Annotated in this window: 21 protein-coding genes, 1 tRNA gene and 1 pseudogene; 8 read left to right on the top strand and 15 right to left on the bottom strand. The window is 46.6% G+C overall.

Features of this window, described 5'->3' with window-relative positions; translation table 11 throughout:
• Positions 1-114 precede the first annotated feature (114 nt).
• From ispG to H4O21_RS03020, 9 genes are all read right to left on the bottom strand, one after another.
• The gene (gene ispG, locus H4O21_RS03060; protein WP_182807378.1) at positions 115-1,227 is read right to left on the bottom strand and encodes a flavodoxin-dependent (E)-4-hydroxy-3-methylbut-2-enyl-diphosphate synthase; all 1,113 of its coding nucleotides are present in this window, start codon (positions 1,225-1,227) and stop codon (positions 115-117) included.
• Between the two features lie 39 nt (positions 1,228-1,266).
• On the bottom strand, positions 1,267-2,472 hold the full coding sequence (locus H4O21_RS03055) for a RodZ domain-containing protein (protein WP_182807377.1): 1,206 nt from the start codon (positions 2,470-2,472) through the stop codon (positions 1,267-1,269).
• 27 nt (positions 2,473-2,499) lie between these two features.
• A complete protein-coding gene (gene pilW / locus H4O21_RS03050; RefSeq protein WP_182807376.1) occupies positions 2,500-3,267 on the bottom strand; it encodes a type IV pilus biogenesis/stability protein PilW in 768 nt (255 codons plus the stop codon).
• A 75-nt stretch (positions 3,268-3,342) separates the two neighbouring features.
• On the bottom strand, positions 3,343-4,470 hold the full coding sequence (rlmN, locus tag H4O21_RS03045) for a dual-specificity RNA methyltransferase RlmN (protein ID WP_182807375.1): 1,128 nt from the start codon (positions 4,468-4,470) through the stop codon (positions 3,343-3,345).
• Positions 4,471-4,633: 163 nt separating this feature from the next.
• Positions 4,634-5,062: a nucleoside-diphosphate kinase gene (gene ndk / locus H4O21_RS03040; RefSeq protein ID WP_182807374.1), complete on the bottom strand. Its 429-nt coding sequence runs from the start codon at positions 5,060-5,062 to the stop codon at positions 4,634-4,636.
• 200 nt (positions 5,063-5,262) lie between these two features.
• Positions 5,263-5,586 (bottom strand): HesB/IscA family protein, encoded by a 324-nt coding sequence (locus H4O21_RS03035; RefSeq protein WP_182807373.1) that lies wholly within the window; start codon positions 5,584-5,586, stop codon positions 5,263-5,265.
• A gap of 126 nt (positions 5,587-5,712) precedes the next feature.
• A complete protein-coding gene (locus H4O21_RS03030) occupies positions 5,713-6,858 on the bottom strand; it encodes an IscS subfamily cysteine desulfurase (protein ID WP_182807372.1) in 1,146 nt (381 codons plus the stop codon).
• A 289-nt stretch (positions 6,859-7,147) separates the two neighbouring features.
• Positions 7,148-7,615: a Fe-S cluster assembly transcriptional regulator IscR gene (gene iscR, locus H4O21_RS03025; protein ID WP_182807371.1), complete on the bottom strand. Its 468-nt coding sequence runs from the start codon at positions 7,613-7,615 to the stop codon at positions 7,148-7,150.
• Between the two features lie 308 nt (positions 7,616-7,923).
• Entirely contained in the window at positions 7,924-8,715 is a 792-nt protein-coding gene (locus tag H4O21_RS03020) for an RNA methyltransferase (RefSeq protein ID WP_182807370.1), read from the bottom strand.
• 257 nt (positions 8,716-8,972) lie between these two features.
• Between H4O21_RS03020 and H4O21_RS03015 the strand changes: the two genes are divergently transcribed.
• Complete coding sequence (locus tag H4O21_RS03015) at positions 8,973-9,767, top strand: inositol monophosphatase family protein (RefSeq protein WP_182807369.1); 795 nt, start codon at positions 8,973-8,975, stop codon at positions 9,765-9,767.
• 162 nt (positions 9,768-9,929) lie between these two features.
• On the opposite strand, the gene secF is transcribed toward H4O21_RS03015, so the two are convergent.
• From secF to queA, 5 genes are all read right to left on the bottom strand, one after another.
• Positions 9,930-10,853 (bottom strand): protein translocase subunit SecF, encoded by a 924-nt coding sequence (gene secF / locus H4O21_RS03010; RefSeq protein WP_182807368.1) that lies wholly within the window; start codon positions 10,851-10,853, stop codon positions 9,930-9,932.
• 64 nt (positions 10,854-10,917) lie between these two features.
• Positions 10,918-12,768 carry a protein translocase subunit SecD gene (gene secD / locus H4O21_RS03005; RefSeq protein WP_182807367.1) on the bottom strand — a complete coding sequence of 617 codons (1,851 nt, stop codon included), beginning with the start codon at positions 12,766-12,768 and terminating at the stop codon, positions 10,918-10,920.
• Between the two features lie 84 nt (positions 12,769-12,852).
• Positions 12,853-13,188 (bottom strand): preprotein translocase subunit YajC, encoded by a 336-nt coding sequence (yajC, locus tag H4O21_RS03000; protein ID WP_182807366.1) that lies wholly within the window; start codon positions 13,186-13,188, stop codon positions 12,853-12,855.
• A gap of 195 nt (positions 13,189-13,383) precedes the next feature.
• Positions 13,384-14,502: a tRNA guanosine(34) transglycosylase Tgt gene (gene tgt, locus H4O21_RS02995; RefSeq protein WP_440590220.1), complete on the bottom strand. Its 1,119-nt coding sequence runs from the start codon at positions 14,500-14,502 to the stop codon at positions 13,384-13,386.
• Between the two features lie 189 nt (positions 14,503-14,691).
• On the bottom strand, positions 14,692-15,762 hold the full coding sequence (gene queA, locus H4O21_RS02990; RefSeq protein ID WP_182807364.1) for a tRNA preQ1(34) S-adenosylmethionine ribosyltransferase-isomerase QueA: 1,071 nt from the start codon (positions 15,760-15,762) through the stop codon (positions 14,692-14,694).
• Between the two features lie 292 nt (positions 15,763-16,054).
• On the opposite strand from queA, the gene H4O21_RS02985 reads away from it, so the two are divergent.
• The 7 genes from H4O21_RS02985 (at position 16,055) to H4O21_RS02960 (ending at position 24,121) form a co-directional block, all read left to right on the top strand.
• Positions 16,055-17,230, top strand: coding sequence for an FIST N-terminal domain-containing protein (locus H4O21_RS02985; protein ID WP_182807363.1), 1,176 nt, complete (start codon positions 16,055-16,057; stop codon positions 17,228-17,230).
• Positions 17,218-18,234 carry a sensor histidine kinase gene (locus H4O21_RS02980; RefSeq protein ID WP_182807362.1) on the top strand — a complete coding sequence of 339 codons (1,017 nt, stop codon included), beginning with the start codon at positions 17,218-17,220 and terminating at the stop codon, positions 18,232-18,234. Before H4O21_RS02985 ends, H4O21_RS02980 begins: the two co-directional genes overlap by 13 nt.
• A gap of 469 nt (positions 18,235-18,703) precedes the next feature.
• Positions 18,704-18,790: transfer RNA gene (locus tag H4O21_RS02975), tRNA-Leu, on the top strand.
• 452 nt (positions 18,791-19,242) lie between these two features.
• A complete protein-coding gene (locus H4O21_RS25380) occupies positions 19,243-19,758 on the top strand; it encodes a hypothetical protein (RefSeq protein WP_220495484.1) in 516 nt (171 codons plus the stop codon).
• Positions 19,692-22,442, top strand: coding sequence for a DEAD/DEAH box helicase (locus tag H4O21_RS02970; RefSeq protein ID WP_220495483.1), 2,751 nt, complete (start codon positions 19,692-19,694; stop codon positions 22,440-22,442). Before H4O21_RS25380 ends, H4O21_RS02970 begins: the two co-directional genes overlap by 67 nt.
• Positions 22,443-22,533: 91 nt before the next feature.
• A complete protein-coding gene (locus H4O21_RS02965; protein ID WP_182807361.1) occupies positions 22,534-23,724 on the top strand; it encodes a tyrosine-type recombinase/integrase in 1,191 nt (396 codons plus the stop codon).
• A 76-nt stretch (positions 23,725-23,800) separates the two neighbouring features.
• The gene (locus tag H4O21_RS02960; RefSeq protein ID WP_182807360.1) at positions 23,801-24,121 is read left to right on the top strand and encodes a hypothetical protein; all 321 of its coding nucleotides are present in this window, start codon (positions 23,801-23,803) and stop codon (positions 24,119-24,121) included.
• On the opposite strand, the pseudogene H4O21_RS26245 reads toward H4O21_RS02960, so the two are convergent.
• Positions 24,118-24,585, bottom strand: a pseudogene (locus tag H4O21_RS26245) (HAD-IA family hydrolase); the annotation flags it as partial. The gene H4O21_RS02960 and the pseudogene H4O21_RS26245 sit on opposite strands and share 4 nt — an antisense overlap.
• Positions 24,586-24,696 lie beyond the last annotated feature (111 nt).

Here is a 24,696-nt window from a genome sequence, read left to right as displayed (position 1 = left end):
TTCCTGTAAAATGCATTATTAATCATTTCGCTATCGTCAGCATTTTTCTGCCAAACGATAAAAAACGAGCAGTGTAGACACTGCTCGTTCAGAAGATAAGTTCACCTGTGATCACTACTGACTTTTTGCAATCAGCTGAGCATCTGCGGCTTCTTTTTCCTGAGCTTTCTTACGAATCATCTGCTCCAGATTCGCAGCCAGGTCTTCATTAGACAGCTTCTGTGCCGGTTTGCCATCAATATAAACCAGACTGGGAGAACCTCCGGCCAGCCCTAATGCAGCCTCTTTTGCTTCGCCTGGACCATTCACAACACAGCCAATAACGGCAACATCCATAGGTGTTCGTATGTCTTCCAGACGGGTTTCCAGTTCATTCATCACTCCAATCACATCAAAGTTCTGACGAGAACAACTGGGGCAGGCAATAAAATTGATGCCATTACTGCGCAACTTAAGGCTTTTAAGAATATCAAAGCCAACTTTAATTTCCTGAACCGGATCTGCAGCCAGCGATACCCGTATGGTATCGCCAATACCATCCATCAGTAACAATCCCAGTCCTACAGAGGATTTAACCGTACCGGAGCGCAAGCCCCCGGCTTCTGTGATACCCAGATGCAAAGGCTGTTCAATCTGATCTGCAATTTTACGATATGCAGCCACAGTCATAAAGACATCTGATGCTTTAAGGCTGAGTTTAAAGTTCTGAAAGTCCAGTCGATCCAGAATATCGATATGGCGCATGGCTGATTCAACCAGAGCATCGGGCGTTGGCTCACCGTATTTTTTCTGCAGCTCTTTTTCAAGAGAACCTGCATTGACGCCAATACGTATCGGGATGTTTTTATCCCTGGCCGCATCTACGACACTGCGAACCCGGTCATCATTACCAATATTACCCGGATTGATACGCAGACAGTCCACCCCCAGCTCAGCTACCCGGAGAGCAATGCGATAGTCAAAATGAATATCCGCCACCAGAGGGACTGACACCTGCTGACGAATCTGACCAAACGCTTCTGCTGCATCCATCGTCGGCACAGAAACACGAACAATATCTGCCCCTGCCTCCTGAATGGCCTGAATCTGAGCAACGGTTGCCTCAACATCACAGGTGTTAGTATTAGTCATGCTCTGAACGGAGATGGGGGCGTCGCCTCCTACAGCGACATCCCCAACCATAATCTGACGGGACTTACGACGTTTAATCGGTGATTCGAAGTGCACAGGACAATTCTCAGTTAAAATTTTAAAAATCCGGGCGCTTTATTCCTGCTCCCCCAGATTAAAGCGCGCAATGTTGTTCCGGTTAGTATGCTGAGCAAGATCAATCGGCTGGCCATTGTACAACACGGATGCCCCTGTCGCGTTACCAATCATCATTTTAAATGGAGGCACACCGGTTACATCAGATGTTTCACCCGGTTTCTTCAGGTTATTAATCACTTTAATACCACGGGCATCGGTTACTCTTACCCAGCACTCTTCAGTAAAACTGATCACCAGACGAGCCAGACCATCAGCCAGGGGTTGTGCCGGCTCCGCAAGAACAGCAGTAGCCTCTGAAGTGGAAGGTTCAGCGTTAATGTTATCTGAATCCTGGGTCCGGGCAGCAACTACCGGAGCTGATTCATCCGGAGTGTCCTCAACAACGGCTTCTTCAGCCTGAGTCTCTGTACTTTCCTGCACAACAGGTTCCGCTGCCGGTGATTCTTCTACAGGTTCCGCTGTTTCAGATTCACTCTCTGCTTCAGCCTCATCGGTTTCCTCTGCCTGTTCACTATTTTGCTCAGTTACCACCACAGTAGTGTCTTCTGCATCATTCTGAGCATCGCTATCGTCAGAGGAGGCTTCCGTACCTGTTACAATACTCTGCTGATCAGTCGCTTCAACCGGATCACCTGTCCCATCGACCCCATCAGCCTCTTCGGCTGATTCAGGGATATTCATCGGGGCCAGTACAGTTTCTCCATCAGATGTATCTACCGCCACAGTGTCACTCTGACCAAAATTCATCAGGCTGAGTTCACCGCCATTACGGCTTTGCCACCAGATAACAGAGAATCCGATAATAGCAGCCAGAATAATCAGGGTCGTGTATTTAATTAACGGATCAGACAGATTACGCTGTGGTCTGATAGTATCCACAGGCTTATAGCCACGGCCACCTTTAGTATCCACTGGCGTATCCGTTGCCAGAGTATTAAATGCTGCAATGACCGGATCGGCATCCAGATCAATCAGTTTTGAATAGGCTCTGAGATATCCCCGGATAAAGGTAGGGCCGGGCAGATGATCAAAATTATTTTCTTCGATCTGCACAACAAAAGAGTGTTTCAGGTTCAGCTTTGAAGCCACATCCTCAGTGGACATACCTGCTCGCTCACGGCCTTCCTTAAGGAGATCCCCAGGCATCACCGGGGATGAATCGTTTTGCTGTAATTCTTCCTTTGGGGCAATATTTTCGGTCATGATCGGATAAGTCCTTGGATTTCTCTTTTATTGTTTCAAACGGGCCAGCTCTTCTCTCAAATGGCGGCGCTCATCATACATGTTTAACACATCAGCCAGCTCAATCCCTAACCTTAAACTCCGGCTTGTCATTTTTGCAACTGACATATATTCCTGCAGAAAGAGCCAGGCTGCAAGAGGCTGTTTCTGACTATGCCTCCGATCAGCCATTTCAAGCAGCGCAATCGGTGACCGGGCATTCAGTCGAAGCGCCTTTAAGAAAGCATCTTCCGCCTGATGAGGCTGATCAATTTTTAAAAGACACAACCCCAGATTTTCAAATGCCTGCCATCGCTTTCTGTACAGAGTATCAGATACTGTCAGTTTTAGCTGTTTACAGGCTTCATTGTAACGACCTTTTTCGTATAAAAATGCAGCAAAATTGTTACGTGCAGCAGAAAAATGGCGATCTCTATCCAGAGCCTGCAAAAAATACTGCTCTGCCAGCGTATCTTCTCCTTCAGAACGATAGACCAGCGCCATACCATGCAGGGCTGTTTGCGAGCGCGGATCGATAGACAGAGCTTTGACCAGGGATCTCTTTGCTCGTTCCCTGTTTCCTTGTAGCAGGTATGCAAATCCCATTTCAGCATAAGAATCAGATACTTTCTGTGAATCACTATACAAGGGACCCGCTACCGGAGCGCAGGCCACAAGCGTAATCATCCAGGTAATCAGCAATAAACAAATAACAACCCGATACACAATACCGGAAAATACAGTGGCAATCCGCAAAGGCCTTATCTGCAGCATCATCCCTGCCCCCAGATAGAATAAGTGAAGCCGGAAGCATCCTGCTTCCGGTAAAACATTCAGGTCAGTATAACCGGATTAGTGTCCAACCTGTACAGCATCAATAACCTGTGCTTCAGCATATTTTGCGCTGCGACGGGTTTTATCCATCACCTGACCAACCAGCTGGCCACACGCGGCATCAATATCGTCCCCTCGGGTGCTGCGTACCGTCACCACATATCCAGAATCTATCAGAGCATTCTGGAAACGCATAATGGCATTACGGCTTGGCTTGCGATAATCATTATTCGGGAAAGGATTGAACGGAATCAGGTTAATCTTACAGTCAAAGCCCTTCAGCAGCTTAGCCAGCTGAGCCACATGCTCTGGCTGGTCATTGATGCCCGCAATCAGAGTATATTCCACTGTGATGGAGCGATTATCCCCCAGAGTATCCAGGTAGCGATTACAGACATCCAGTAGCTGTTTAATCGGATATTTCCGGTTAATCGGCACCAGTTCATTACGTAGTTCATCGTTCGGAGCATGCAGGGAAATGGCCAGAGCAACATCCGTACGGCCTATCATTTTTTCAATCGCCGGTACCACACCAGAGGTACTCAGTGTCACCCGACGCTTGGATAAACCATATCCCCAGTCATCCAGCATCAATTCCATGCTATCCATCACAGGCTCAAAGTTCATCAGAGGCTCACCCATACCCATCATGACCACATTGGTCACCGGGCGGTTCGAGGAATCCGTACGAGGACCAAAAGAACGCTGAGCGACCCATACCTGGCCAATAATTTCAGCTGGCGTCAGGTTGCGCTGAAACCCCTGTTTACCTGTTGAACAGAAGCTGCAATCCAGTGAACAACCGACCTGTGATGACACACACAATGTACGACGCTTGTCATCCATTGGAATCAGTACTGTCTCGATACAGCTCCCGCCATCCACTTTCAACACCCACTTACGGGTACCATCATCAGAAAAGTCCTTGTAGACCACCTCAGGTCCACGCACTTCTGCAATCTCTTTCAGCCTGGCACGCAACGCCTTACTCAGGTTCGTCATCTCATCGAAGTCATCCACACCATAATGATGAATCCATTTCATCAGCTGAGTGGCACGAAAACGCTTCTCACCGATAGATTCAAAGAACGCTTCCATTTGCGACTTAGTTAAACCGAGTAAATTGGCTTTTGTCTGAGTGCTCATAATGTTCACCGGTACCGGAGTGGCAGCCTGAAAAAAATTGCAGGAAGGGGGAAAGCCCCTGGTCAGATAGGGATTAAGCATAATCCAAAGCACAAGCAGCCACACAAGGTGGCTGCTTAAGTCTGGTCAGGGACCAGCAGATCAGCCCGGAGGCTGTTCTGTTTTAACCGCGCGGGCAGATCTCTTCAGCGTTGAAGAAGTAAGCCACTTCACGCTCTGCAGAAGTAGCAGAATCTGAGCCGTGAACAGCGTTCGCGTCGATAGACTCAGCGAAATCACGACGGATAGTGCCTTCAGCCGCTTCCTGTGGGTTAGTCGCACCCATCAGATCGCGGTTCTGAGCGATTGCGTTTTCACCTTCCAGAACCTGAACAATAACAGGACCAGAAGTCATGAAAGCAACCAGATCACCAAAGAAAGGACGCTCTTTGTGCTCTGCGTAGAAACCTTCAGCCTGCTCCTGAGACAGGTGAACCATTTTAGCTGCAACAACCTGCAGGCCTGCATTCTCGAAACGAGCAATGATCTGACCAACAACATTTTTAGCTACTGCATCAGGTTTGATGATAGAAAGAGTGCGCTCTACCGCCATCGGAAATACTCCAACGTCTGAAATCAATGAAAAATAGATATTAAATTAAAAACCCGCGAAGTATACGCAGATTAAAGACAAATTAGTATGCGTCAGAGCCGTTCAGCGAGAAAAATTTTCAGAAAAACGTCTTTTTTACTGAACAGCGCTGCAAAAACAAATAACGTCAGGCTGGTTCAGGGCCTGAATATCATCAGTACTTATACGTTGAAGCTTTCACCACAACCACATTCATCTTTAATATTCGGATTGTTAAAGCGGAAAAAGCTATTCAGCCCCTGGGTTACAAAATCCACTTCACTGCCATCCAGAATTGGCAGTGCATCCTGATCCACGATGACTTTAACATCATGCTGCTGATAAACATGATCACCTTCGGCAATATCATCAGCAAAATCCAGTACGTAAGAATAACCTGAACAGCCACTGGGTTTCACCTTGACTCTCAGGCCTTCACCCTGACCACGATCCTGCAGACACTTCTTAATATGCGTCGCTGCAGATTCTGTAATAGTTACCGCCATTGCAGACTCCTTCCGGCCCAGTTTCTTTATTTCTGCACCGGTCAATCAAAAAACAGATCAGTTACTACACAAAACGGATAAGAAGCCATAACGATCGCCCGTCAGGCTTCCACGACGTATCAGAGGCTACTGCCCTCTTAATGCCGTCACCGCTTTGACCACAATATCAATAGCCTGTTCCACTTCTGATTCAGTGGTAAAACGCCCCAGACTGAAGCGTAAAGAACTCAGAGCCTTCTCTCTGGGCAGACCTATACCGCTCAGCACATAGGAAGGATCCACACTGGCAGAGTTACAGGCAGATCCGGTCGATACCGCAATATCTTTAATCGCCATTAACAGCGCTTCACCATCCACGCCAGAAAAACACAGATTAATAATGCCCGGATAACCATCAGCATCACCGTTTATAGTGACATCCGGTAATGACGAAATTCCCAGCCACAACTGCTCTCTCAGGACAGAGATATGCTGTTTATCCTGCTCCATGCGTTGCGTTGCCAGGGTAAAAGCTTCAGCCATGCCTACAATCTGATGCGTCGGCAAAGTCCCTGAGCGCATCCCTCTTTCATGCCCACCGCCATGAATCTGTGCTGCGACTTTCAGATCAGGATCGCGACGCACATACAAAGTACCAATGCCTTTCGGACCATAAACTTTATGGCCACTGAATGACATCAGGTCGACAGGCAGCGCTTTCAGGTCAATAGGCAACTTACCGCCAGCCTGAGCCGCATCCACATGGAACACAATATCTCTGGCTTTCAGTACATCACCAATCGCAGCAATATCATTAATACTGCCCAGCTCATTGTTGACCATCATAAAAGACGCCAGTATGGTCTGATCCGTAATGGCATCCGCCACCTGCTCAGCTGTAATGACACCTTTCTGATCCGGCTTAAGGTATGTTACATCATAGCCCTGAGTTTCCAGCCAGCCACAGGTATCAAGCACAGCCTTATGCTCAATAGCCGAGGTAATAATATGTCGTCCGCGCTGGCGTCGGGTCTCTGCTACACCTTTAAGTGCCAGATTATTCGATTCAGTTGCCCCTGAAGTCCAGACCAGCTCTCGCGCATCACAGTTCAGTGCTTTCGCAATTTTCAGACGCGCTTCTTCAACGGCCTGCTCTGCAAACCAGCCCGGCATATGGGCTCTGGAAGCCGGATTGGCAAAACAGCCATCCGGCATCAGATACTGAATCATCTTTTCAGCTACCACAGGATCAACCGGGGTGGTAGCAGCATAATCAAAATAAGCCGTTTGCATAGCCAGAACTCACACTCGCTAACTATCTGAACCAGATGTTTCTATCATCTGTCTGCCTTTGTACATTAATACCTCTGGTATACAAACAGAGGCCAGTACCCATAGCACAACAGGGATAAAATCAATGTCTTATCAGGACAGAACATCCTGAAGATAAAAACCTGATAGCATACTCTCTTGCTTCAGGAAAATCTTCTGTGTATACGACGGATAAAACAGATAAAAGGCGGTAGAGCCAGACGATGTCTGACCCCTGAAAAACAAAAGATGCAACCTGCAAACAGCTGAATCAGCCAATGGCAGCAATACGAATTTTATCGCTATCAGGCATACCACAAGCATCCCGTGCCGTCTGCTCATGCTGAAGCACCAGCTCACCCAGGCTAATACCACTCAGAAAGTCGTGAATCTGATCGCTGAGCTGACACCACAGATGATGAGTCAGGCACTCTTTGCCATCTTTGCAATCGCCCAGACCACTGCAACGCGTCGCATCCACGGATTCATTCACCGCATCAATAACCTGAGCGACAAATATTTCATGACTGTCGCGACTCAGCTGGTAACCACCACCGGGGCCCCGTACACTGCTAACCAGTTCATTACGTCGCAAACGGGCAAACAGCTGCTCAAGATAAGACAGGGAGATTTCCTGTCGCTTTGAAATATCGGCCAGACTTACAGGCCCTTCGGTGGCATGCAAAGCCAGATCCAGCATCGCTGTCACTGCGTAACGACCCTTGGTTGTCAGCCGCATGGTGATCTCTCCGATAATGATGACTTAAAACATTATTATGCTAACACCCAGCATTTTGGTCAAGTATATAACTCCATGAAGAATGTAACGACTTTATAACAGACACCAGAAACGACGGTCGCCATGTCCTTACCCGGTCACGACGCTCTTGCACTGAGTACAGTATATTCTCCGGATAATAAAGCCTGAAACGCAGCGCTATATCTTCCCAGAAATGCTCCGACACGCTTCTGTCAGCGATATGAGAATAATAGCGGCTTTAAGCAGAGCTACTTTTAACCTGATACTTAAAGATGTGTCTTAGCAGCTTAATCGGCACGATGCCGGGATGCCTTCTGAGTGGCAGTCAGTATACCTCTGAGAATATTCAGTTCCGTCTGATCCAGCCTGGATCGCTGATAAAGACGACGCAGCTTAGGCATCAGCTGAGCAGAGTGCTCCGGCTTATAAAACTCAATATCTCTGAGCGTCTGTTCCAGATGATCGAAGAACCGTTCCATATTATCGCCATCAGCCCAGGGAGTATCCCAATCACTCTGCCATTGATTTGCCAGCCCTGCAGTCACCGATGATTCGGCTGACGCTCCGGCCTGCATGATCTCTCTCTCGTTCATTGATGCGACACGAAGCTCATACGCCAGTACCTGAACCGCTGCAGCCACATTCAGCGAACTGAAGCTTTCTTCTGTTGGAATGTGAACATGGTAATGACACAGAGCCAGCTCTTCATTCATTAGCCCCCGGTCCTCACGACCAAAAACCAGTGCCACAGAAATAGCCTGCTGCTCTGTATTTTCTTTCACAAGGGCGGCCATTTGCCGGGGGGAAATTAAAGGCCAGGATAGATGACGCTGACGAGCGCTGGTACCAATCACCAGCTGACAATCCGCCACAGCATCTTCCAGAGCAGACACCACACGCGCCTGCTCCAGAATATCGTCAGCCCGAGAGCTGCGGGCACTGGCTTCCGGATCAGGAAAACGCTTAGGATCGACCAGAACCAGATCCGCCAGCCCCATGTTTTTCATCGCACGGGCAGCCGCCCCGATATTTCCCGGATGAGTGGTATTTACCAGTACAATACGAATCTGTTTTAGCATAGCTCTGTGTAACTCAGTGATGAATAAGCAGGATGACCTTTTTTGTCACCCTGACAATGGAAAGACCTGACTCAAAAACCGAAAATTCAACCGGTTAATCAGCCATCGGTGTATCCCCGGTTTATCCGGTTTATTGTAGCAAAAAAGCCCGCCTGTTAAGTTTTACTATTAATTCATCGAAAGCCCTCGCTTTCGTATCTGTTTCTGGTATCATCGCCGCCCTCGTTCTTTAACAATTTTCACCCGACGGTATTCACATGCATCCAATGGTTCAGTTGGCGTTGCGTACTGCGCGCAGTGCTGTGCAAAATTTTCAGCGTATTAATGAGCGTCTCGATCTGGCGCGCGAAGACAACGAAGTCGAGCAGCTTCTGGAAGACACAGCACGCTCTGTTGAAAGCTTTATTATTAAACAACTGAATCGTGCTCATCCTGAGCATAGCTTCAAAGGCCACTTCGAACGCCCTGTCACCGGAACCGGTGAGGGTAAAGACGTTGTCTGGATCGTGAATTCATCCCACGGGTGGAACAATCTGAGCCGCTCTCTGCCTATGAGCGCTCTGTCTATCAGCATTGAAGTCAAAGGCAAGCTGGAACACAGCATTGTCATCAATCCGTTTACCGGTGACGAATTCTGCGCATCCCGTGGTCGGGGAGCACAGTTGAATGGCCGCCGTATCCGTGCCAGTCAGCAGCGTTCACTGGATGCGGGCAAATACAGCCTGGGCCTGCCAGAACTGAGCCAGCGCGCCCGTAACTTCCCTGTTTATCTGACACTGACCCAGCAACTGGGTCAGGTTGCTGAAAGCATGCATGCATCTGGCTGTGTATTGCTGGATCTTCTGAATACCGCTGCCGGCTACACAGATGCCAGCATTGTATTCAGCAGCCAACAGGACGAGATGCGTATTGCCGCTCTGTTTGCCAAAGAAAGCGGTTCACTGATCGGTGCTATTGACGGTACGCCAAATCTGCCTAAAGATGGCAACCTGCTGATGGCCAATCCGAAAATGTATAAAGTGCTGCTGCAGATTATCAAAATTCACCTGTAACAGCTCCGGTTTGCTTTCTTTCTCTACGAAAGCCAGCGCCCCAGCCAATTCATCGGCTGGGGCGTTTTTTATTACCAGTCATCCCTGCTGAAACAAACTGAAAGCACAAAAAAAGCCGGTGCTTCTGCCACCGGCTTTCTCATACTCAGCGATTAGTCAGCATCATGGACGATCATCCACAACTTCCCCCTCCGTTTCAGGCACGATCAGGTCATCACGATCAATATTCATCATCAGCAGAATATTGGCGGCCACATAAATCGAAGAGTAAGTACCGACCAGCACTCCCACCAGCAGAGCAATGGCAAAGTTATGAATCAGCTCACCGCCGAAGAAGAACAACGCTAACAGCACCAGCAAAGTAGTCAAAGAAGTGATTAAGGTACGGCCCAGTGTCTGGTTCAGAGAAACATTCACAATCTCTATCGGAGAACCGGTACGCAAACGGCGGAAGTTCTCACGAATACGGTCTGACACCACGATGGTATCGTTCAGTGAGTAGCCGATCACGGCCAGCACCGCAGCCAGTACCGTCAGATCGAAGTCCAGCTGTAAGATAGAAAACAGCCCCAGCATAATAATTACATCATGAGCCAGTGCTGCAACCGATGCTACAGAAAACTTAAACTGGAAACGCAATGCGACATATACCATCACCAGCGCCAGTGCCAGCAGCATACCTATGCCCCCCTGGTCACGCAGCTCTTCACCGACCTGAGCACCCACAAATTCTGCACGCTTCAGCTCAACAGTATAAGCCTCATTCTGCTTAATAGCGCCCAGCACCTCATTACCGACTGTAGGCGAAAACCCCTGAGCCAGACGTACCAGCACATCGCGTTCAGAGCCGAAGTTCTGTACTGTGACATCCTCGAACCCGGCATTTTCCAGCTGAAGACGCAGCGCCTCCAGCTCCGGAGCCTGCTCAAACCCGACCTCAACCAGAGTTCCCCCGGTAAAGTCCAGCCCCAGCTTCAGCTGGTTAACAGCCAGAGATCCGATTGAAAGCACAATCAGGATGATAGAAAGAATTCCAGCGATTTTCCGGCCTGCCATAAAATCGATGGAACGATTGATACGAGACATAATATTATCTTCCGTCATATCTGAAGCAGACTCTGGTCTGCTTCAGAACTCTGTTTCAATCCGATCAGATCGACAGCTTTTTCAGCTGACGGCCACCATAAACTACATTTACCAGCGCACGGGTTACCATAATCGCGGTAAACATAGAGGTCAGAATACCCAGCGACAGTGTCACGGCAAAGCCTTTCACCGGACCAGTACCTACCGCAAACAGAATCACGGCAACCAGCAAGGTAGTCAGGTTAGCATCAAAAATGGTTACGAACGCACGCTCAAAACCAGCATGGATCGCCATCTGAGGGGACATACCATTATTCAGCTCCTCCTTAATACGAGAGAAGATGAGCACATTAGCATCTACTGCCATACCCAGTGTCAGTACGATACCGGCAATACCCGGCAACGTCAGTGTTGCTGACATCATGGACATCAATGCCGCCAGCATCACCAGGTTGGCCGTCAGTGCCAGGTTAGCAATGATGCCAAACACTTTATAGAAGGCCAGCATAAAGATGACCACCAGTGCCATACCAATCTGCACCGAAGTCACGCCCAGTTCGATATTCTCTTTACCCAGACTTGGACCAATGGTGCGCTCTTCTACAAAGTAAATAGGCGCTGCCAGAGAACCGGCACGTAGCAGCAGAGCCAGTTCAGATGCTTCACCCGGAGCATCCAGACCGGTAATACGGAAACTGTTGCCCAGTGCACTCTGAATGGTTGCCAGGGAGATGATGTGTTTTTCAACGTACGGTGTACGTTTTTCAACTTTCTCACCTGCATGCTCAACAACAGTCGTCTTAATCTTGTGCTCAACAAACAACACTGCCATACGACGACGGATGTTATTACGTGTCGCACGGTTCATCAGCTTACCGCCCTGGCTGTCCAGGTCAATATTCACCTGAGGAACACCATTTTCATCAAATGCTGACTGAGCATTGGATACGCTGTTACCCGTGATAATGATGTCACGTTCCAGCGTCGCCAGGCGATTCGGATTATTACGGAAAGGATATTCTTCAGTGTCCAGAGTGTTGCTGTCTGAACGGGCTTCCAGACGGAATTCCAGGTTAGCCGTCGCACCCAGCACACGTTTGGCTGCGGCAGTATCCTGCACACCGGGCAGCTCAATTACGATACGGTTACGGCCCTGACGCTGAACGATTGGCTCAGATACACCCAATTCGTTCACACGATTACGCAGGGTAGTCAGGTTCTGCTTAACAGCATAATCTTCAATATTGCGTACCGCTTCTTCAGACAGCTGCAGGTCCAGATAGAAGCTGTTATCCGCTTCACGCTCGACCTGAGTAAAATCTGCAAATTCATTACGCAGCAGGAATGTCGCTTTCTCTCTCAGCTCTTCGTCTTTGAAACGAATACTGATCACCCCATCATCACGGGTGATTCGGCGATAGCGTAAACGCTCAGTTCGCAGCAGCGTCTTAATTTCACTGATATAAACTTCGTTACGCTGAGCAATTGCTTCTTTCATATCCACTTCCATCAGGAAGTGTACACCGCCGCGCAGGTCCAGACCCAGCTTCATCGGGCCAGCCCCAATATCTACCAGCCATTGTGGCGTAGTGGGGGCCAGGTTCAGGGCAACAACATAATTATCGCCTAATGCCTGCTGGATAACGGTTTTCGCTTTCAGCTGATCAGCATCACTTTTGAAACGAATCAGACCTGAATTGTTCTCAACTGACTGGCCAAAGTAGCTGATACCCGCACGATCCAGTGCTTTGGCGGCTTTGTTCAGTTCGGTATCTGTCAGCTGTACGGAGCCACGCTGACCTGTCAGCTGTACTGCCGGATCATCCGGATACAGATTGGGCAGAGCATAAATAAAGCCCATTACCACTACAGTGATAATCAGCAGATATTTCCAGAGGGGATATTTATTGATCATGAGCCATGAGTTCCTTAAAACATCCGCTGTAAATCAAGACTGCCGGCTCAGGCCGGCAGTCAGGGATGTCGATAGATTGCGCTCTTAAATTGACTTAATCGTGCCTTTAGGCAGAACAGCAACGACAGAATTTTTCTGTACGTTCACTTCAGTGCCTTCTGCAATTTCCATCACAACAAACTCGTCACCGACTTTGGACACTCTGCCCACAAGGCCACCACCGATTACGATTTCATCTCCCTTGCTGATACCACTTACCAACTCACGATGCTCTTTAGCACGCTTGCTTTGTGGACGCCACAGCATGAAATAGAAAATCACTACAAAACCAACCAGCAGGAAAATCTGGCTCATAGCACCTGGCTGGCCTGCCGCTGCAGCAGTACCTTCAGCAAAGGCTGGAGAGATAAAAAAGCTCATCGATGAGTCCTCTACAATATGATGAAATTATTTTTCTGAATCTTTTTGACCGAATCCGGATCTGATTTGTTTTATGGGGCCATTAAATGCAAAAACAACCGCCGAAGAACAAAGACCTGTATCTGGCAGACAAGTTCCGGAAAAGTTCGGCTTGTCTGCCGGTATAAAGCATACCTGCTTTACACCACTAAAAAATTACTCTGCTAATTCAGGCACTTCCATTCCACGACGGGTATAGAAGTCACCGACAAAGTCGTCCAATTTACCCTGTTCAATAGCCTCACGCAAACTGGCCATCAGACGCTGGTAGTAGCGCAGGTTATGAATAGTATTCAGCTGAGCACCCAGCATCTCTTTACACTTATCCAGATGATGCAGATAGCTACGACTGAAATTCTGACAGGTATAACAGTCACAGCCTTCTTCCAGAGGACCAGTGTCATGGCGATGCTTCGCATTACGGATTTTGATCACACCATCAGCAGTGAACAAGTGGCCGTTACGGGCATTACGGGTTGGCATCACACAGTCGAACATATCCACCCCACGGCGCACACCTTCAACCAGATCTTCCGGCTTGCCCACCCCCATCAGATAGCGCGGACGATCCTCCGGCATCATTGCAGGCAGATAATCCAGCACCCTGATCATCTCTTCTTTTGGCTCGCCCACAGACAAACCGCCGATAGCGTAGCCATCAAAGCCGATATCAGTCAGGCCTTCCAAAGACACTTCGCGCAGATCCTTATACATGCCGCCCTGGATAATACCGAACAGCGCGGAAGGATTGTCACCGTGGGCGTTCTTTGAACGCTTCGCCCAGCGTAGTGACATTGCCATAGACTCTTTCGCTTCCTGATGCGTGGCAGGATAAGGCGTACACTCGTCAAAGATCATCACCACATCCGAACCCAGATCACGCTGAACCTGCATAGAGCGCTCAGGATCGATAAATACTTTCTCACCGTTCACCGGTGAACGGAATTCCACTCCTTTTTCAGTGATTTTACGCATCGCCCCCAGACTGAATACCTGGAAACCACCGGAATCGGTCAGAATCGGCCCCTGCCACTGAATAAAGTCGTGCAGATCGCCATGCTCTTTTACCACCTCTGTGCCCGGACGCAGCATCAGGTGGAAGGTGTTCCCCAGAATGATCTCAGCACCAATCGCCTCAATATCACGAGGTAGCATACCTTTAACAGTGCCATAGGTACCCACCGGCATAAATGCCGGGGTCTGCACCGTACCACGGGGAAATGTCAGCTGACCACGACGGGCTTTACCGTCGGTGTTTTTCAGCTCGAAATTCATAAAGCATTCACGAGACATAGATAACAATCCGGTTTTCGGCCCTGATGGCCGGTTCATAATAGCGCTCGGTTGAGCTGAATGATCCCGGTGTATTCCACATACGCAGTGCAAATTTCACCGGAACCGGTCGAAACAAGCGGTACAGGCTATGTCACCTCGCCGGAACCAATTATTCCTGATAAAACAATATTACTCAGAAGGCTTCGCCTGCGCACTGGGTGGCAGATCCGGTTCTGAATTCCGAGTAATAAACATAGCATCGCCATAACTGAAGAAACGGTACTTTTCCTGCACCGCCTCACGATATGCCTGCATGATATTCTGATAGCCGCCTAATGCACTGACCAGCATCATCAGAGTGGACTCAGGCAAGTGGAAATTGGTTACCAGGGCATCCACCACATTAAAACGATAGCCCGGATAGATAAAAATATTAGTATCGGTGGCCATCGGCTCAATCTCGCCGGAAGCAGATGCCGTTTCCAGGCAACGAACACTGGTAGTTCCTACCGCAATCACGCGATTGCCACGGGCTTTAGCAGCCTTAACCTGCTGGCAGACATCATCGCTGACCTGAATGTATTCAGAATGCATATGATGCTCAAAAATATTATCCGCTTTGACAGGCTGAAAAGTCCCGGCCCCCACATGCAGCGTCACAAATGCAGTTTCAACACCTTTAGCCTTCAACGCATCCAGCAAGGCCTCATCAAAATGCAGACCGGCAGTTGGTGCCGCCACCGCACCGGCATTTTTGCTGTAGACCGTCTGATAGCGTTCCCGGTCACTCAGCTCATCTTCACGTTCAATATAAGGCGGCAGCGGCATATGACCTATCTTATCCAGAAGATCCAGCAGACTCGCATCCAGAGGAAACTGCAGCTCGAATAAAGATCCCTGGCGTCCCAGCACCTCAATCTCAGTACCATCTTGCAGTAACAGTTTTGCACCGGGTTTAGGGGATCGGCTGGATCGAATATGAGCTAACGCTGTATTATTGTCCTGCAGGCGCTCCAGCAGAATCTCGATTTTGCCGCCGGTTTCTTTCTGACCAAACAAACGTGCCGGAATGACTCGGGTGTCGTTAAACACCATCAGGTCACCGGGCTGAACCAGCTCAAGAATATCGGTAAAGCCACCGTGATGGATACCGCCCATTTCGCCGTTTAACTGCAACAGACGACTGGCAGTGCGTTCAGGCATAGGGTAACGTGCGATCAGCTCATCAGGCAGATCAAAAGAGAAATCAGTTCGTAGCATCGGGACTAAATTGAATTATCTGCAGAAGAAAGGAAGACGGGAATAGTAGCTTAAAGCCCGTTTGAAGTCATTATGTCTGCTCTGTAATCATAGCCCAGGCTACACTATTACCAGATACAGATGCTGTTAACCGGGTACAGAATTGATAACGACCTTACTTTACCAGCCAATGCGGGCTCTCGTTTTAATGCACTGCACATACCCAAAAACATCTGATCGGCTAAACTTCTGACCAGGGCGCTCATCTCGTTGAGCTGTTCATATCTGAATTAATAGATAAAGGAGGAGTCTGATGTCATCCGGTATTCAGACGGCAACCTCCTCTGCCAGAGAACTGACAGAGGCTATTAAGGAAATTGCTCCCCGGCTGCAACAGAATAACACCTGTCTCATTATTTTGTTTTTCTCCCCGGAGTACTGCACAGAGTCATTCTCTGAGGTGATGCAACATGCCTTCGACAATGTTCTGGTTACAGGCTGCAGCACTGCAGGTGAAATCAGCCCATCAGGCTATCAGCAGCACAGCATATGTGGCATCTCTTTTTCCGCCGACTATTTCAATATCAGCCTGGCATTCTATGATCACCTCAGTGAACTGAACCTGAAAGCGTGGCACGATAAGTGCATTACACTGCACAGCCAGCATAATACCCGCTATCAGCTACCGGACGATACCAGTACATTCAGTTTGCTATTCAGTGACGGGCTTTGCCGGAAGGAAGAACCCCTGGTACGCATATTGGCCAGCGCTATTTCGGGTATTCCGCTGGTTGGAGGGTCTGCAGGAGATAATACCCGTTTTGCACAAACCTTTATACTGCATCAGAAACGTTTACAGAGTAACTGCGCTGTACAACTGCTGATCACAACCAGCCTGCCTTTTGCGATTTTTAAATCACAGAGTATCCGGGCCACAGAACAGCGTATGGTGGTGACTGACGCTATCCCGGAAAAGCGCACAATTCTGGAGATAAACGGTCGCCCCGCTGCCAGTGAATATGCCCGACAGCTGGGCCTGAGTCACTCACAGCTCATCACCGACGAACTACTGGCTGCTCATCCTGTAGTTGTGGTGATGGGCGATAAAGAATATGTGCGCTCCATACAAAAAATAAACCCGGACTTAAGCCTGACATTTTACTGTGCCATTGACACAGGAATTGTTATCCGGGCGGGGTACAGTACCGATCTGGTATCCAGCCTGCAACAACACCTGACCCAGGCACAACGACAGCTTCATCGTATCCAGACCACTCTGATGTTTGACTGCATTATGCGACGGATAGAACTGGAGCAGAAACAGCAGCTGCAACAAGCTTCAGATCTTCTGAAAAGCTATCATCCTTTAGGGTTCAGTACCTACGGTGAGCAGCTGAACGGCCTGCATGTCAACCAGACCTGTACAGGCATTGTATTAGGCTACCCGGAACCGGGCGACTCAAGGAAGAAAACCCTATGCCCACTTTAATTCCCGACATACCGGAAACCCAGGAACATAAAATTGAACGCCTGAAAAAAATCATACAGGTTCTGATGGACAGGGCAGAACATAGCCTGAACAGTGAAGGCAGTGACTTTTCCCTTTTTCAGACCACGGTTACACTGGAAGAAAAAGTAAGGCAAAGAACCAGAGAACTGCACGATGCGATGGATCAGCTTGCTCTGGCAAATAAGCAGCTGGACACATCATTAACCGAATTGAAAAAGACACAGAATCAGCTGGTTGAATCCCGAAAAATGGCTGCTCTGGGCGGCCTGGTAGCAGGTGTTGCTCACGAAATTAACACCCCTGCAGGTATTGCCGTCACTGCGGCATCTTTGATTGGAGAAGAAATAAAAGAACTACGCCTGTTGCTACAAGAAGAAAAACTATCGCGCACTCGCCTGGATGAATTTCTGAATACAATCGGAGACAGTAACACCCTGACTCTGAGAAACCTGCAGCGGGTTAGCCGTTTGGTGAAAGACTTCAAAGAAGTCGCCGTCAATCAAAGCAACATGGAAAAGCATACCATCAGACTGGACCAGCTTATTCGTAACACCTGCCAATTTTTGCAACCCAACCTGACAGACAAACAAACCCGACTGAATCTTAATCTGGAAAAAGGCGTTTATGCGCACACCTATAGCATTGCTATTGAACAGATTATCACCAACCTGATCACGAACTCACTTGAGCATGGCTTTCAGCCAGAGCATTTGCAACCTGCAATCACCATTGAAAGTCGTACAGACAACAATAATATTCAGCTGATTTTTTCCGATAATGGTCAAGGCATTGCCGAAGAGATCAGAGAAAGAATATTCGAGCCTTTCTACACCACACGACGAGGACAGGGTGGTACTGGCCTGGGACTGCATATCACCTACAATCTGGTAACAGAAATACTGCAGGGCCAGATTGAATACCAGCCCGACAGTAAATCCGGAGCCCGATTCTGCATCTGCTTTCCTTTTGAAAGCTCGGGGTAACCATAGACTATAGACAACACTGTCAGATCTTAAACTACTGCGCCAGGTTATACAGTTTCTCGGATTCTGCAGCCTGATCATCACTGGAAAGATTCACTCTATTGATGGATTCTGCCGCCGCCTTCGATAAGAACAAGATATTACCTACACTCAGGTTAATTTCTTCCGCTACCAGTGATTGCTCCTCGGCAGAAAAAGTCTGAACGACTGGCAGACTCTTTAATAATCATGTAATTAATACATATCTTCTTTAACCTGACAACAAAATTAAAGAAGAGGGAAAGTAACTTTTTTAGCCATATAAAAAGGTTCTCACAACTGCACTATTTTTACATGCCATAGGGCTAAAAAATCAGAGAGATTTGATATAAAAAATAAGAAATCTGGGCAGAAAGCATCAGGAAGTCATTGACGATACTGAAGATTCTTTTATAATGCGCCCTGTTGTGTGCAAAAGTCAGTACACAGTGCCAGTGTGATGAAATTGGTAGACATGACGGATTCAAAATCCGTTGCCTTTGCGGGCGTGCCGGTTCGAGTCCGGCCACTGGTACCATCATATTCCGAACAAAAGCCAGCACGTTCTTAACAAGAGTGCTGGCTTTTGTCGTTTTTAGCGACAAGAAATTAATTCCTGCCTTTTCTCCCCGGTCCATATCCTGTCTATTGTGTGCGGAATTTGTGCGCATTGATTTCCACAACTCCGGTACTAATGACCAGGACTTGCCAAAACAGGGTTTATCACTTGAGTATTGTCGTTGACCCGGAAATTCCGGTTTTCCGGGTCGTCTCCGGGTCAGACTTTAACCTTTCCTACCAAATAAGAAAAAGTAAGGCCACTATTTTTCATCCCATATTTCGATCCATTACTACCAAACAGTGCATAATAAAGAGAGATCTTATATATTTATTGATTAAGTCAATTGTAGGGATCAATGTCACCTTACCCCTTACATAGAAAGTATTTATCTAAAGCTCTTTTGGCATAGATAGAATAAGGAAATAGCATTGAACGCAAAATCAAGCCAAGGTAGTCTGGATCTTGTCCATAACGAAATATTAATAATTGACAAACCAATTTATTTTCGTAATGAGAAGAGTGATATAGGGGTTATTTCTCAGCTAGCTTTAGAGCCAGGAAGTTTGAACTTTAGCGCCATACATGAAAACGAGAATTTATTTAAGCTGACTCATGAAACAGGAGTCTCATTCCTTGCTGAATTGAAGAAAGGTACTGGAAGCAAAAAAGGAACCTACCAAATTAAAGGTTGTGTACAACGATTAAACACAAGTATTGAGTCATACGCTGATAACGTTTCCATAAATGGGGTTGGTGAATCTGGTTGGACCTTACGACCGGCTCAATCAGGAGCTATTTATTCACTCTTATCTCACTGGTCTCTGACTAAGGATGTCGCTACAGTTGTCCTACCTACAGGAACGGGAAAACAGAGACAATGCTTGTCGCAACGCTTGCAGATAAAGCTAAAAGAACTTTGGTTATTGTCCCTACAATTGACTTAAAAAAGCAAATTTCAGATAAGTTTTCAAGCTGGGGGATTCTTAGACGTCTTGGTGTAATACCAAAGGATTTCCCCAACCCTACTGTTCTAACCCTAAATAAGACGCTATTAGATATAGACTATTTACCGACTATTGAGAGCGCTGACATTATTATTACAACTCCTGCTCTGATAGCGCGGGCTACAACAGAGATAAAGCAAAAACTCACAACCTTAATATCACACGTTTACTTTGACGAAGCACATCACGTCAAAGCAGATGAGTGGGAATCAATTAAAAAATTATTTATAAATTCAAAAATAGTTCAATTCACTGCAACTCCGTATAGGAATGATAGAAAACCCATTGAAGGAACAATTGTATATAACTACCCTTTATCAAAAGCATTAGAAGATGAGTGTTTTTCTAGGATTTCATTAGTTTCTGTAGATGAAAGACATCCTCAAAAAAAAGATAAAGCTATAGCCAAAGCAGCTATGGATAGGTTGTTAGAAGATAGAAAAAATGGGCTAATCCGACATAAGATGATGGTTCGAGCAGAATCTAAACCTCATGCCGAAAGGCTTTACAAGTGCTATAAAGAGTGGTTTCCAAATGAGAGAATAGTTTTAGTGCACTCGAAAACAAAAGGGAGAAAATCAACTGTTGATGAGATAAAACAGGGAAAATACGACATTATTATTTGTGTTGACATGCTAAAAGAAGGATTCGATTACCCTGATTTCAAGATAGCTGCAGTTCATGGTGTACACAAGTCATTATCAGTATTACTACAGTTCATTGGTCGATTTACAAGAACACAAGATGGCTTAGGGGATGCTTCTTTTGTTGTCAATTATGCTGAAGAAAAGATGTCCTTAGAACTGGAGAATTTATTCCAAGAAGGCTCTGGCTGGGAAGAAGTTATCAGTGAAATTGCAGATGCTAAAAAGTCAGAAGCCGAGTCCCTTTTAACGTTTCTTCAAGGCTGTAAACCATACTCTGGCTTCGACTCCCCTGATATAGACCTTAACCCTAAATTAGTATATCCAGCTTTGAGCTGTGTTTGCTATAGCAGTGATACCGTTAACTGGGCGGGATTTAAACACGCATTTGATCTAAAAAAATATGCACTTTCTCAACCATTTATCAATGCTGATGAAAATGTGTTTTACTTTACAACACAGAAGAGAGAAAAGGTAAAGTGGGCTCGTACAGATAGCATGAGAGATCAAACATGGGATTTGATTGTAATGCATCATGATCCATTATCAAAAATGCTCTATATTGGATATTCTGAAAAGCGTTTAGATGTCAATTATCTTGTTGAAAAAATAACAGAATCAGATGCTTCAATAGTTAATGGTGATTGTGTATTTCGTGCTTTCGACTCCATCAAAAGACTCAGTATTGTTCATGCAGGTATATTCAAACCTGCAAACCATTTACACCGCTACTCACGCTTAAGTGGAGCAGATGTAACAACTGAACTAACAAAGTGGAAAGAAGGCAGGAGATGTCAAAAGTCTGATTTTGTTGGCGTTGGCTTTCGAGATGGATTCCCTGTAAGTGTCGGTGCATCGGTGAAAGGAAAGATATGGAGCCCTGCTCGTGTTGGAGATTTAAAAGAATGGAAATCATGGTGCCTTAATATAGGTAGCATGGTAACTGATAGCACTATCAACTCAAACCAGATTCTTGAAGACTCAGCATCAAAAATTCAGTTAGATCACTATCCAGATAATCTAATAGTATTAGCAACAGACTGGTCTGAAGAGCTTTACAAACGAATCCATAAGCTTACTATCGAAAGGCCTAAATTCCAATCAACAATGTTATCTGAGTGTGAACTAAAATACTCCTTTCACTCAGGAAATAAAGCTGAATTCTTATTAATAACCTACGATGACTCAATCCCATTCTCTATTGCTCTCGGAGGTGAAAAAGGGCATTACATCGAAGGCTTAGATGACTGTAGTATAAGCATTGATGGCTTAAAAAGCACTCCCATAAAATTAAAGCAGTTTTTTGAAGAATACCCTCCTACAATATTCTTATTAAATGGCTGCACTTTATCAGGATGTATCCATACTGACTATGGTGAAGCTTTTGCCCAACAAATACCCTCAAATAGAATTGAAACTCTTACGTGGGAGAATGTCGACTATACAAAAGAGTCTTTATATAAAAGCAGTGAAAAACGAGATAATTCAATACAAGAATATATGATGAAACGACTATCAAATCGAGGTGCCAAGATAGTATTTAATGATGATAACTCTGGTGAATCAGCAGATATTGTAGCTATTTTTCTAGAAAACGAATTGATTCGATTTGAAATGGTCCACTGTAAATATTCAAAATCAAACTCAGGATCAAGATTATCTGACCTGTATGAAGTATGTGGTCAAGCAATTGTTTCTTTAAGGTATAAATGGAAGCCTGAAGAGTTACTAAAGCATCTGGAGAGAAGGAATGGGTCTGGTATCCTAAAGGGTAAGAGATTTTATACAGGTAAAGATTCTGATATTGATGAAATTAGAAAGTCATTAAAATATACTGAAGTACAGTTTGAGTTTGCCGTAGCTCAACCAGGAGTTGAGACATCAGCTATTTCTCTAGATATGAAAAACTTTTTAGGGTCGGTATACTCTACAGTAGTAGAAATGACTGAGACAGAGCTAAAGTGTTATTTTAATAAGTAAACAATATAAGCCGCTACTACATTAAACGTATTCCAATAAACTTCAAACATATATTACTTCTCCGATAAGTCTTTGACATTGGAGGAGTAATATGGAGAAACGTTTCCGTTTCACCAACGATAAAATCCGCTCACTGCCCCCAAACCCACCTGATGCCCGTGGTACTGATCTTGAGTTCTCCGATACTGATGTGATGGGTCTGAAGTGTCTGGTCGGTAAATCCGGCAATAAACGCTGGTTGCTCAGATACCGTAATAGCTCAGGTAAACGCCGTAGTATCGCCTTAGGTCGCTTTCCTGATATTGATGTATCCACTGCCCGTAAAGTGGCCCGTAAACATCTGGCTCAGATTGCTGAAGGCATTGATCCATTAGAAGCCCGTGAAGAGATCAAATCACAACCTACACTGAGTGAATTTTTCTGGGATACCCACCTGCCACTGATCCAAACCCGTAATCGCACCTGGAAACAGGATAGTCAGCGTTTCCGTACCCTGATTGAACCTACCTTAGGCCAACAACGATTAACCGATATCACGGTGGCTCAGGTGCAACAGCTACAGTTAAAGCTGTCTCAGGGTGGTAAGGGCAGAAAACCACTGTCACCAGCCACCTGTAATCGAGCATTAGCTCTGCTAAAGACCCTAGGTGCTCATGCGGTTAGGTTGGGATTAGTCGATACCAATCAGGCCGCTAAGATCCCGTTGCTACAGGAGAATAATATCCGTACCCGTTTTCTGGATCTGGATGACTCTAAGCGGCTACTGGATTCAGCGGGTAACTTTAAGAATCGTTCGATAGGTGGTCTGGTTGCCATGTTGCTATTAACCGGCTGTCGCTTATCTGAGCTTAGGTTAGCCACCTATGAGTATTTTGATCGTAAGAATCGGGTACTTACCATCCCTGCTAGTCAGACCAAAAATAAGCAGGGCAGACTGGTTTATCTGACCGATAAGATGCTGGAGGTACTGGATTCGGTTCCGGCTAAACCCGGTAATCCTTATCTGTTTCCGGGTCGGTTAGCGGGTAAGCCACTTTCTAACTTCCGCACTGGCTTTAATCAGATCCTGTTAGCGGCAGGCATTACTGATCTGGAAAACATCTGTCTGCACACACTCCGGCATACCACCGCCAGTAATATGGTCTCTGCCGGATTGCCATTAAGTGCCGTTAAAGCCCAACTCGCTCACCAGTCTATTCAGAGTTCGGAGCGCTACGCCAAACTCACACCGAAGTCCTTACAGCAAACCAGTGAACAGGTATCCAAACTGTTTTCTGACTAACCCTTTATCGTTTTTGTATGAACCAGCCCGATTGCCTTTGCGGTAATCGGGCTTTTTTACGTCTGGAGAAAATGCCATGCGACTGATTAACCGTTGGCCTGAAGCCACTGACTTTGAACTGCCGAAGAATACCGTGCAGGAGATGATGAACCTGATCACCGAACCCTTTGATAGCGAGCACGAGGCTAAGGCCTTATGGCGGCAACTGGGTACGGCACTGATTGTGATTGATCCTGATGACACAACTGAGGTACTGGAAGCCTTCAGTGATCGCTTAGTCGAACAGATCCGCTTCGCCCTGCAATACCCCGAAACCGATGACGCTTTAGCCAATGACTATCAGCTGATTCTGAGTATTTCCATTATAGTAGGCGCTGAACTGATACCGCCGTTCTAAATAATAGCATGCGGTTTCTGAGAGTTATCCCTTATAGAAATCCGACGCCCCAAATGACACAACAAAGGGGCCAGTTGATCAAAATGAGACAGAACCCAGTCAGGCTGACTACTCAGAGACTCTAGCTTGCTGTAACCGAAGTCCACAAAAACAGACCGTACACCAGAGTTTCGGGCAGCACAAACATCGTTTTCTGTATCTCCAATCATGAGACAGGCCTCAGGTGCCTCCCCTATTTGATCCACTATCCACTTAATCGGCCCTGGATGAGGCTTGCGGTAGGGTAATGAGTCACCGCAGACTAAAAAACGAAAATATCGAGTCAGATCTAAGCCTTCCAGGACAGCCTTGACCAGAACTTCTGCCTTGTTTGTACAAATAGCAAGGTCTAAGTTTTGGGCCTGAGCACTTTCTAACATCGTAATCACACCCGGAAAAACTTTCGTTTCATATATAGGTGCAGAAAGATAAGCCTGAAAATAACGTAACTATTCAGCCCGCTCTCAACTATTTGCTACCTTGACGAATAGTTGAGATCTGTCAGTTTATGCATAGCAACAGACATTGAAGAGCAT

It is taken from the genome of Oceanospirillum sediminis (assembly GCF_014164585.1).
GTDB classification, from domain to species: Bacteria; Pseudomonadota; Gammaproteobacteria; order Pseudomonadales; family Halomonadaceae; genus Oceanospirillum; species Oceanospirillum sediminis.
Note: the sequence above shows the minus strand (reverse complement) of the source record. Positions and strands in the feature narration are given on the sequence as shown.

What these genes read in the sequence shown, in the direction of transcription:
- H4O21_RS03055 (WP_182807377.1), bottom strand. Translation starts at nt 2,472, where the DNA reads ATGACCGAAAATATTGCCCCAAAGGAAGAATTACAGCAAAACGATTCA.
- pilW (WP_182807376.1), bottom strand. Translation starts at nt 3,267, where the DNA reads ATGATGCTGCAGATAAGGCCTTTGCGGATTGCCACTGTATTTTCCGGT.
- rlmN (WP_182807375.1), bottom strand. Translation starts at nt 4,470, where the DNA reads ATGAGCACTCAGACAAAAGCCAATTTACTCGGTTTAACTAAGTCGCAA.
- ndk (WP_182807374.1), bottom strand. Translation starts at nt 5,062, where the DNA reads ATGGCGGTAGAGCGCACTCTTTCTATCATCAAACCTGATGCAGTAGCT.
- H4O21_RS03035 (WP_182807373.1), bottom strand. Translation starts at nt 5,586, where the DNA reads ATGGCGGTAACTATTACAGAATCTGCAGCGACGCATATTAAGAAGTGT.
- H4O21_RS03030 (WP_182807372.1), bottom strand. Translation starts at nt 6,858, where the DNA reads ATGCAAACGGCTTATTTTGATTATGCTGCTACCACCCCGGTTGATCCT.
- iscR (WP_182807371.1), bottom strand. Translation starts at nt 7,615, where the DNA reads ATGCGGCTGACAACCAAGGGTCGTTACGCAGTGACAGCGATGCTGGAT.
- H4O21_RS03020 (WP_182807370.1), bottom strand. Translation starts at nt 8,715, where the DNA reads ATGCTAAAACAGATTCGTATTGTACTGGTAAATACCACTCATCCGGGA.
- H4O21_RS03015 (WP_182807369.1), top strand. Translation starts at nt 8,973, where the DNA reads ATGCATCCAATGGTTCAGTTGGCGTTGCGTACTGCGCGCAGTGCTGTG.
- secF (WP_182807368.1), bottom strand. Translation starts at nt 10,853, where the DNA reads ATGTCTCGTATCAATCGTTCCATCGATTTTATGGCAGGCCGGAAAATC.
- secD (WP_182807367.1), bottom strand. Translation starts at nt 12,768, where the DNA reads ATGATCAATAAATATCCCCTCTGGAAATATCTGCTGATTATCACTGTA.
- yajC (WP_182807366.1), bottom strand. Translation starts at nt 13,188, where the DNA reads ATGAGCTTTTTTATCTCTCCAGCCTTTGCTGAAGGTACTGCTGCAGCG.
- tgt (WP_440590220.1), bottom strand. Translation starts at nt 14,502, where the DNA reads ATGAATTTCGAGCTGAAAAACACCGACGGTAAAGCCCGTCGTGGTCAG.
- queA (WP_182807364.1), bottom strand. Translation starts at nt 15,762, where the DNA reads ATGCTACGAACTGATTTCTCTTTTGATCTGCCTGATGAGCTGATCGCA.
- H4O21_RS02985 (WP_182807363.1), top strand. Translation starts at nt 16,055, where the DNA reads ATGTCATCCGGTATTCAGACGGCAACCTCCTCTGCCAGAGAACTGACA.
- H4O21_RS02980 (WP_182807362.1), top strand. Translation starts at nt 17,218, where the DNA reads ATGCCCACTTTAATTCCCGACATACCGGAAACCCAGGAACATAAAATT.
- H4O21_RS02970 (WP_220495483.1), top strand. Translation starts at nt 19,692, where the DNA reads ATGCTTGTCGCAACGCTTGCAGATAAAGCTAAAAGAACTTTGGTTATT.
- H4O21_RS02965 (WP_182807361.1), top strand. Translation starts at nt 22,534, where the DNA reads ATGGAGAAACGTTTCCGTTTCACCAACGATAAAATCCGCTCACTGCCC.
- H4O21_RS02960 (WP_182807360.1), top strand. Translation starts at nt 23,801, where the DNA reads ATGCGACTGATTAACCGTTGGCCTGAAGCCACTGACTTTGAACTGCCG.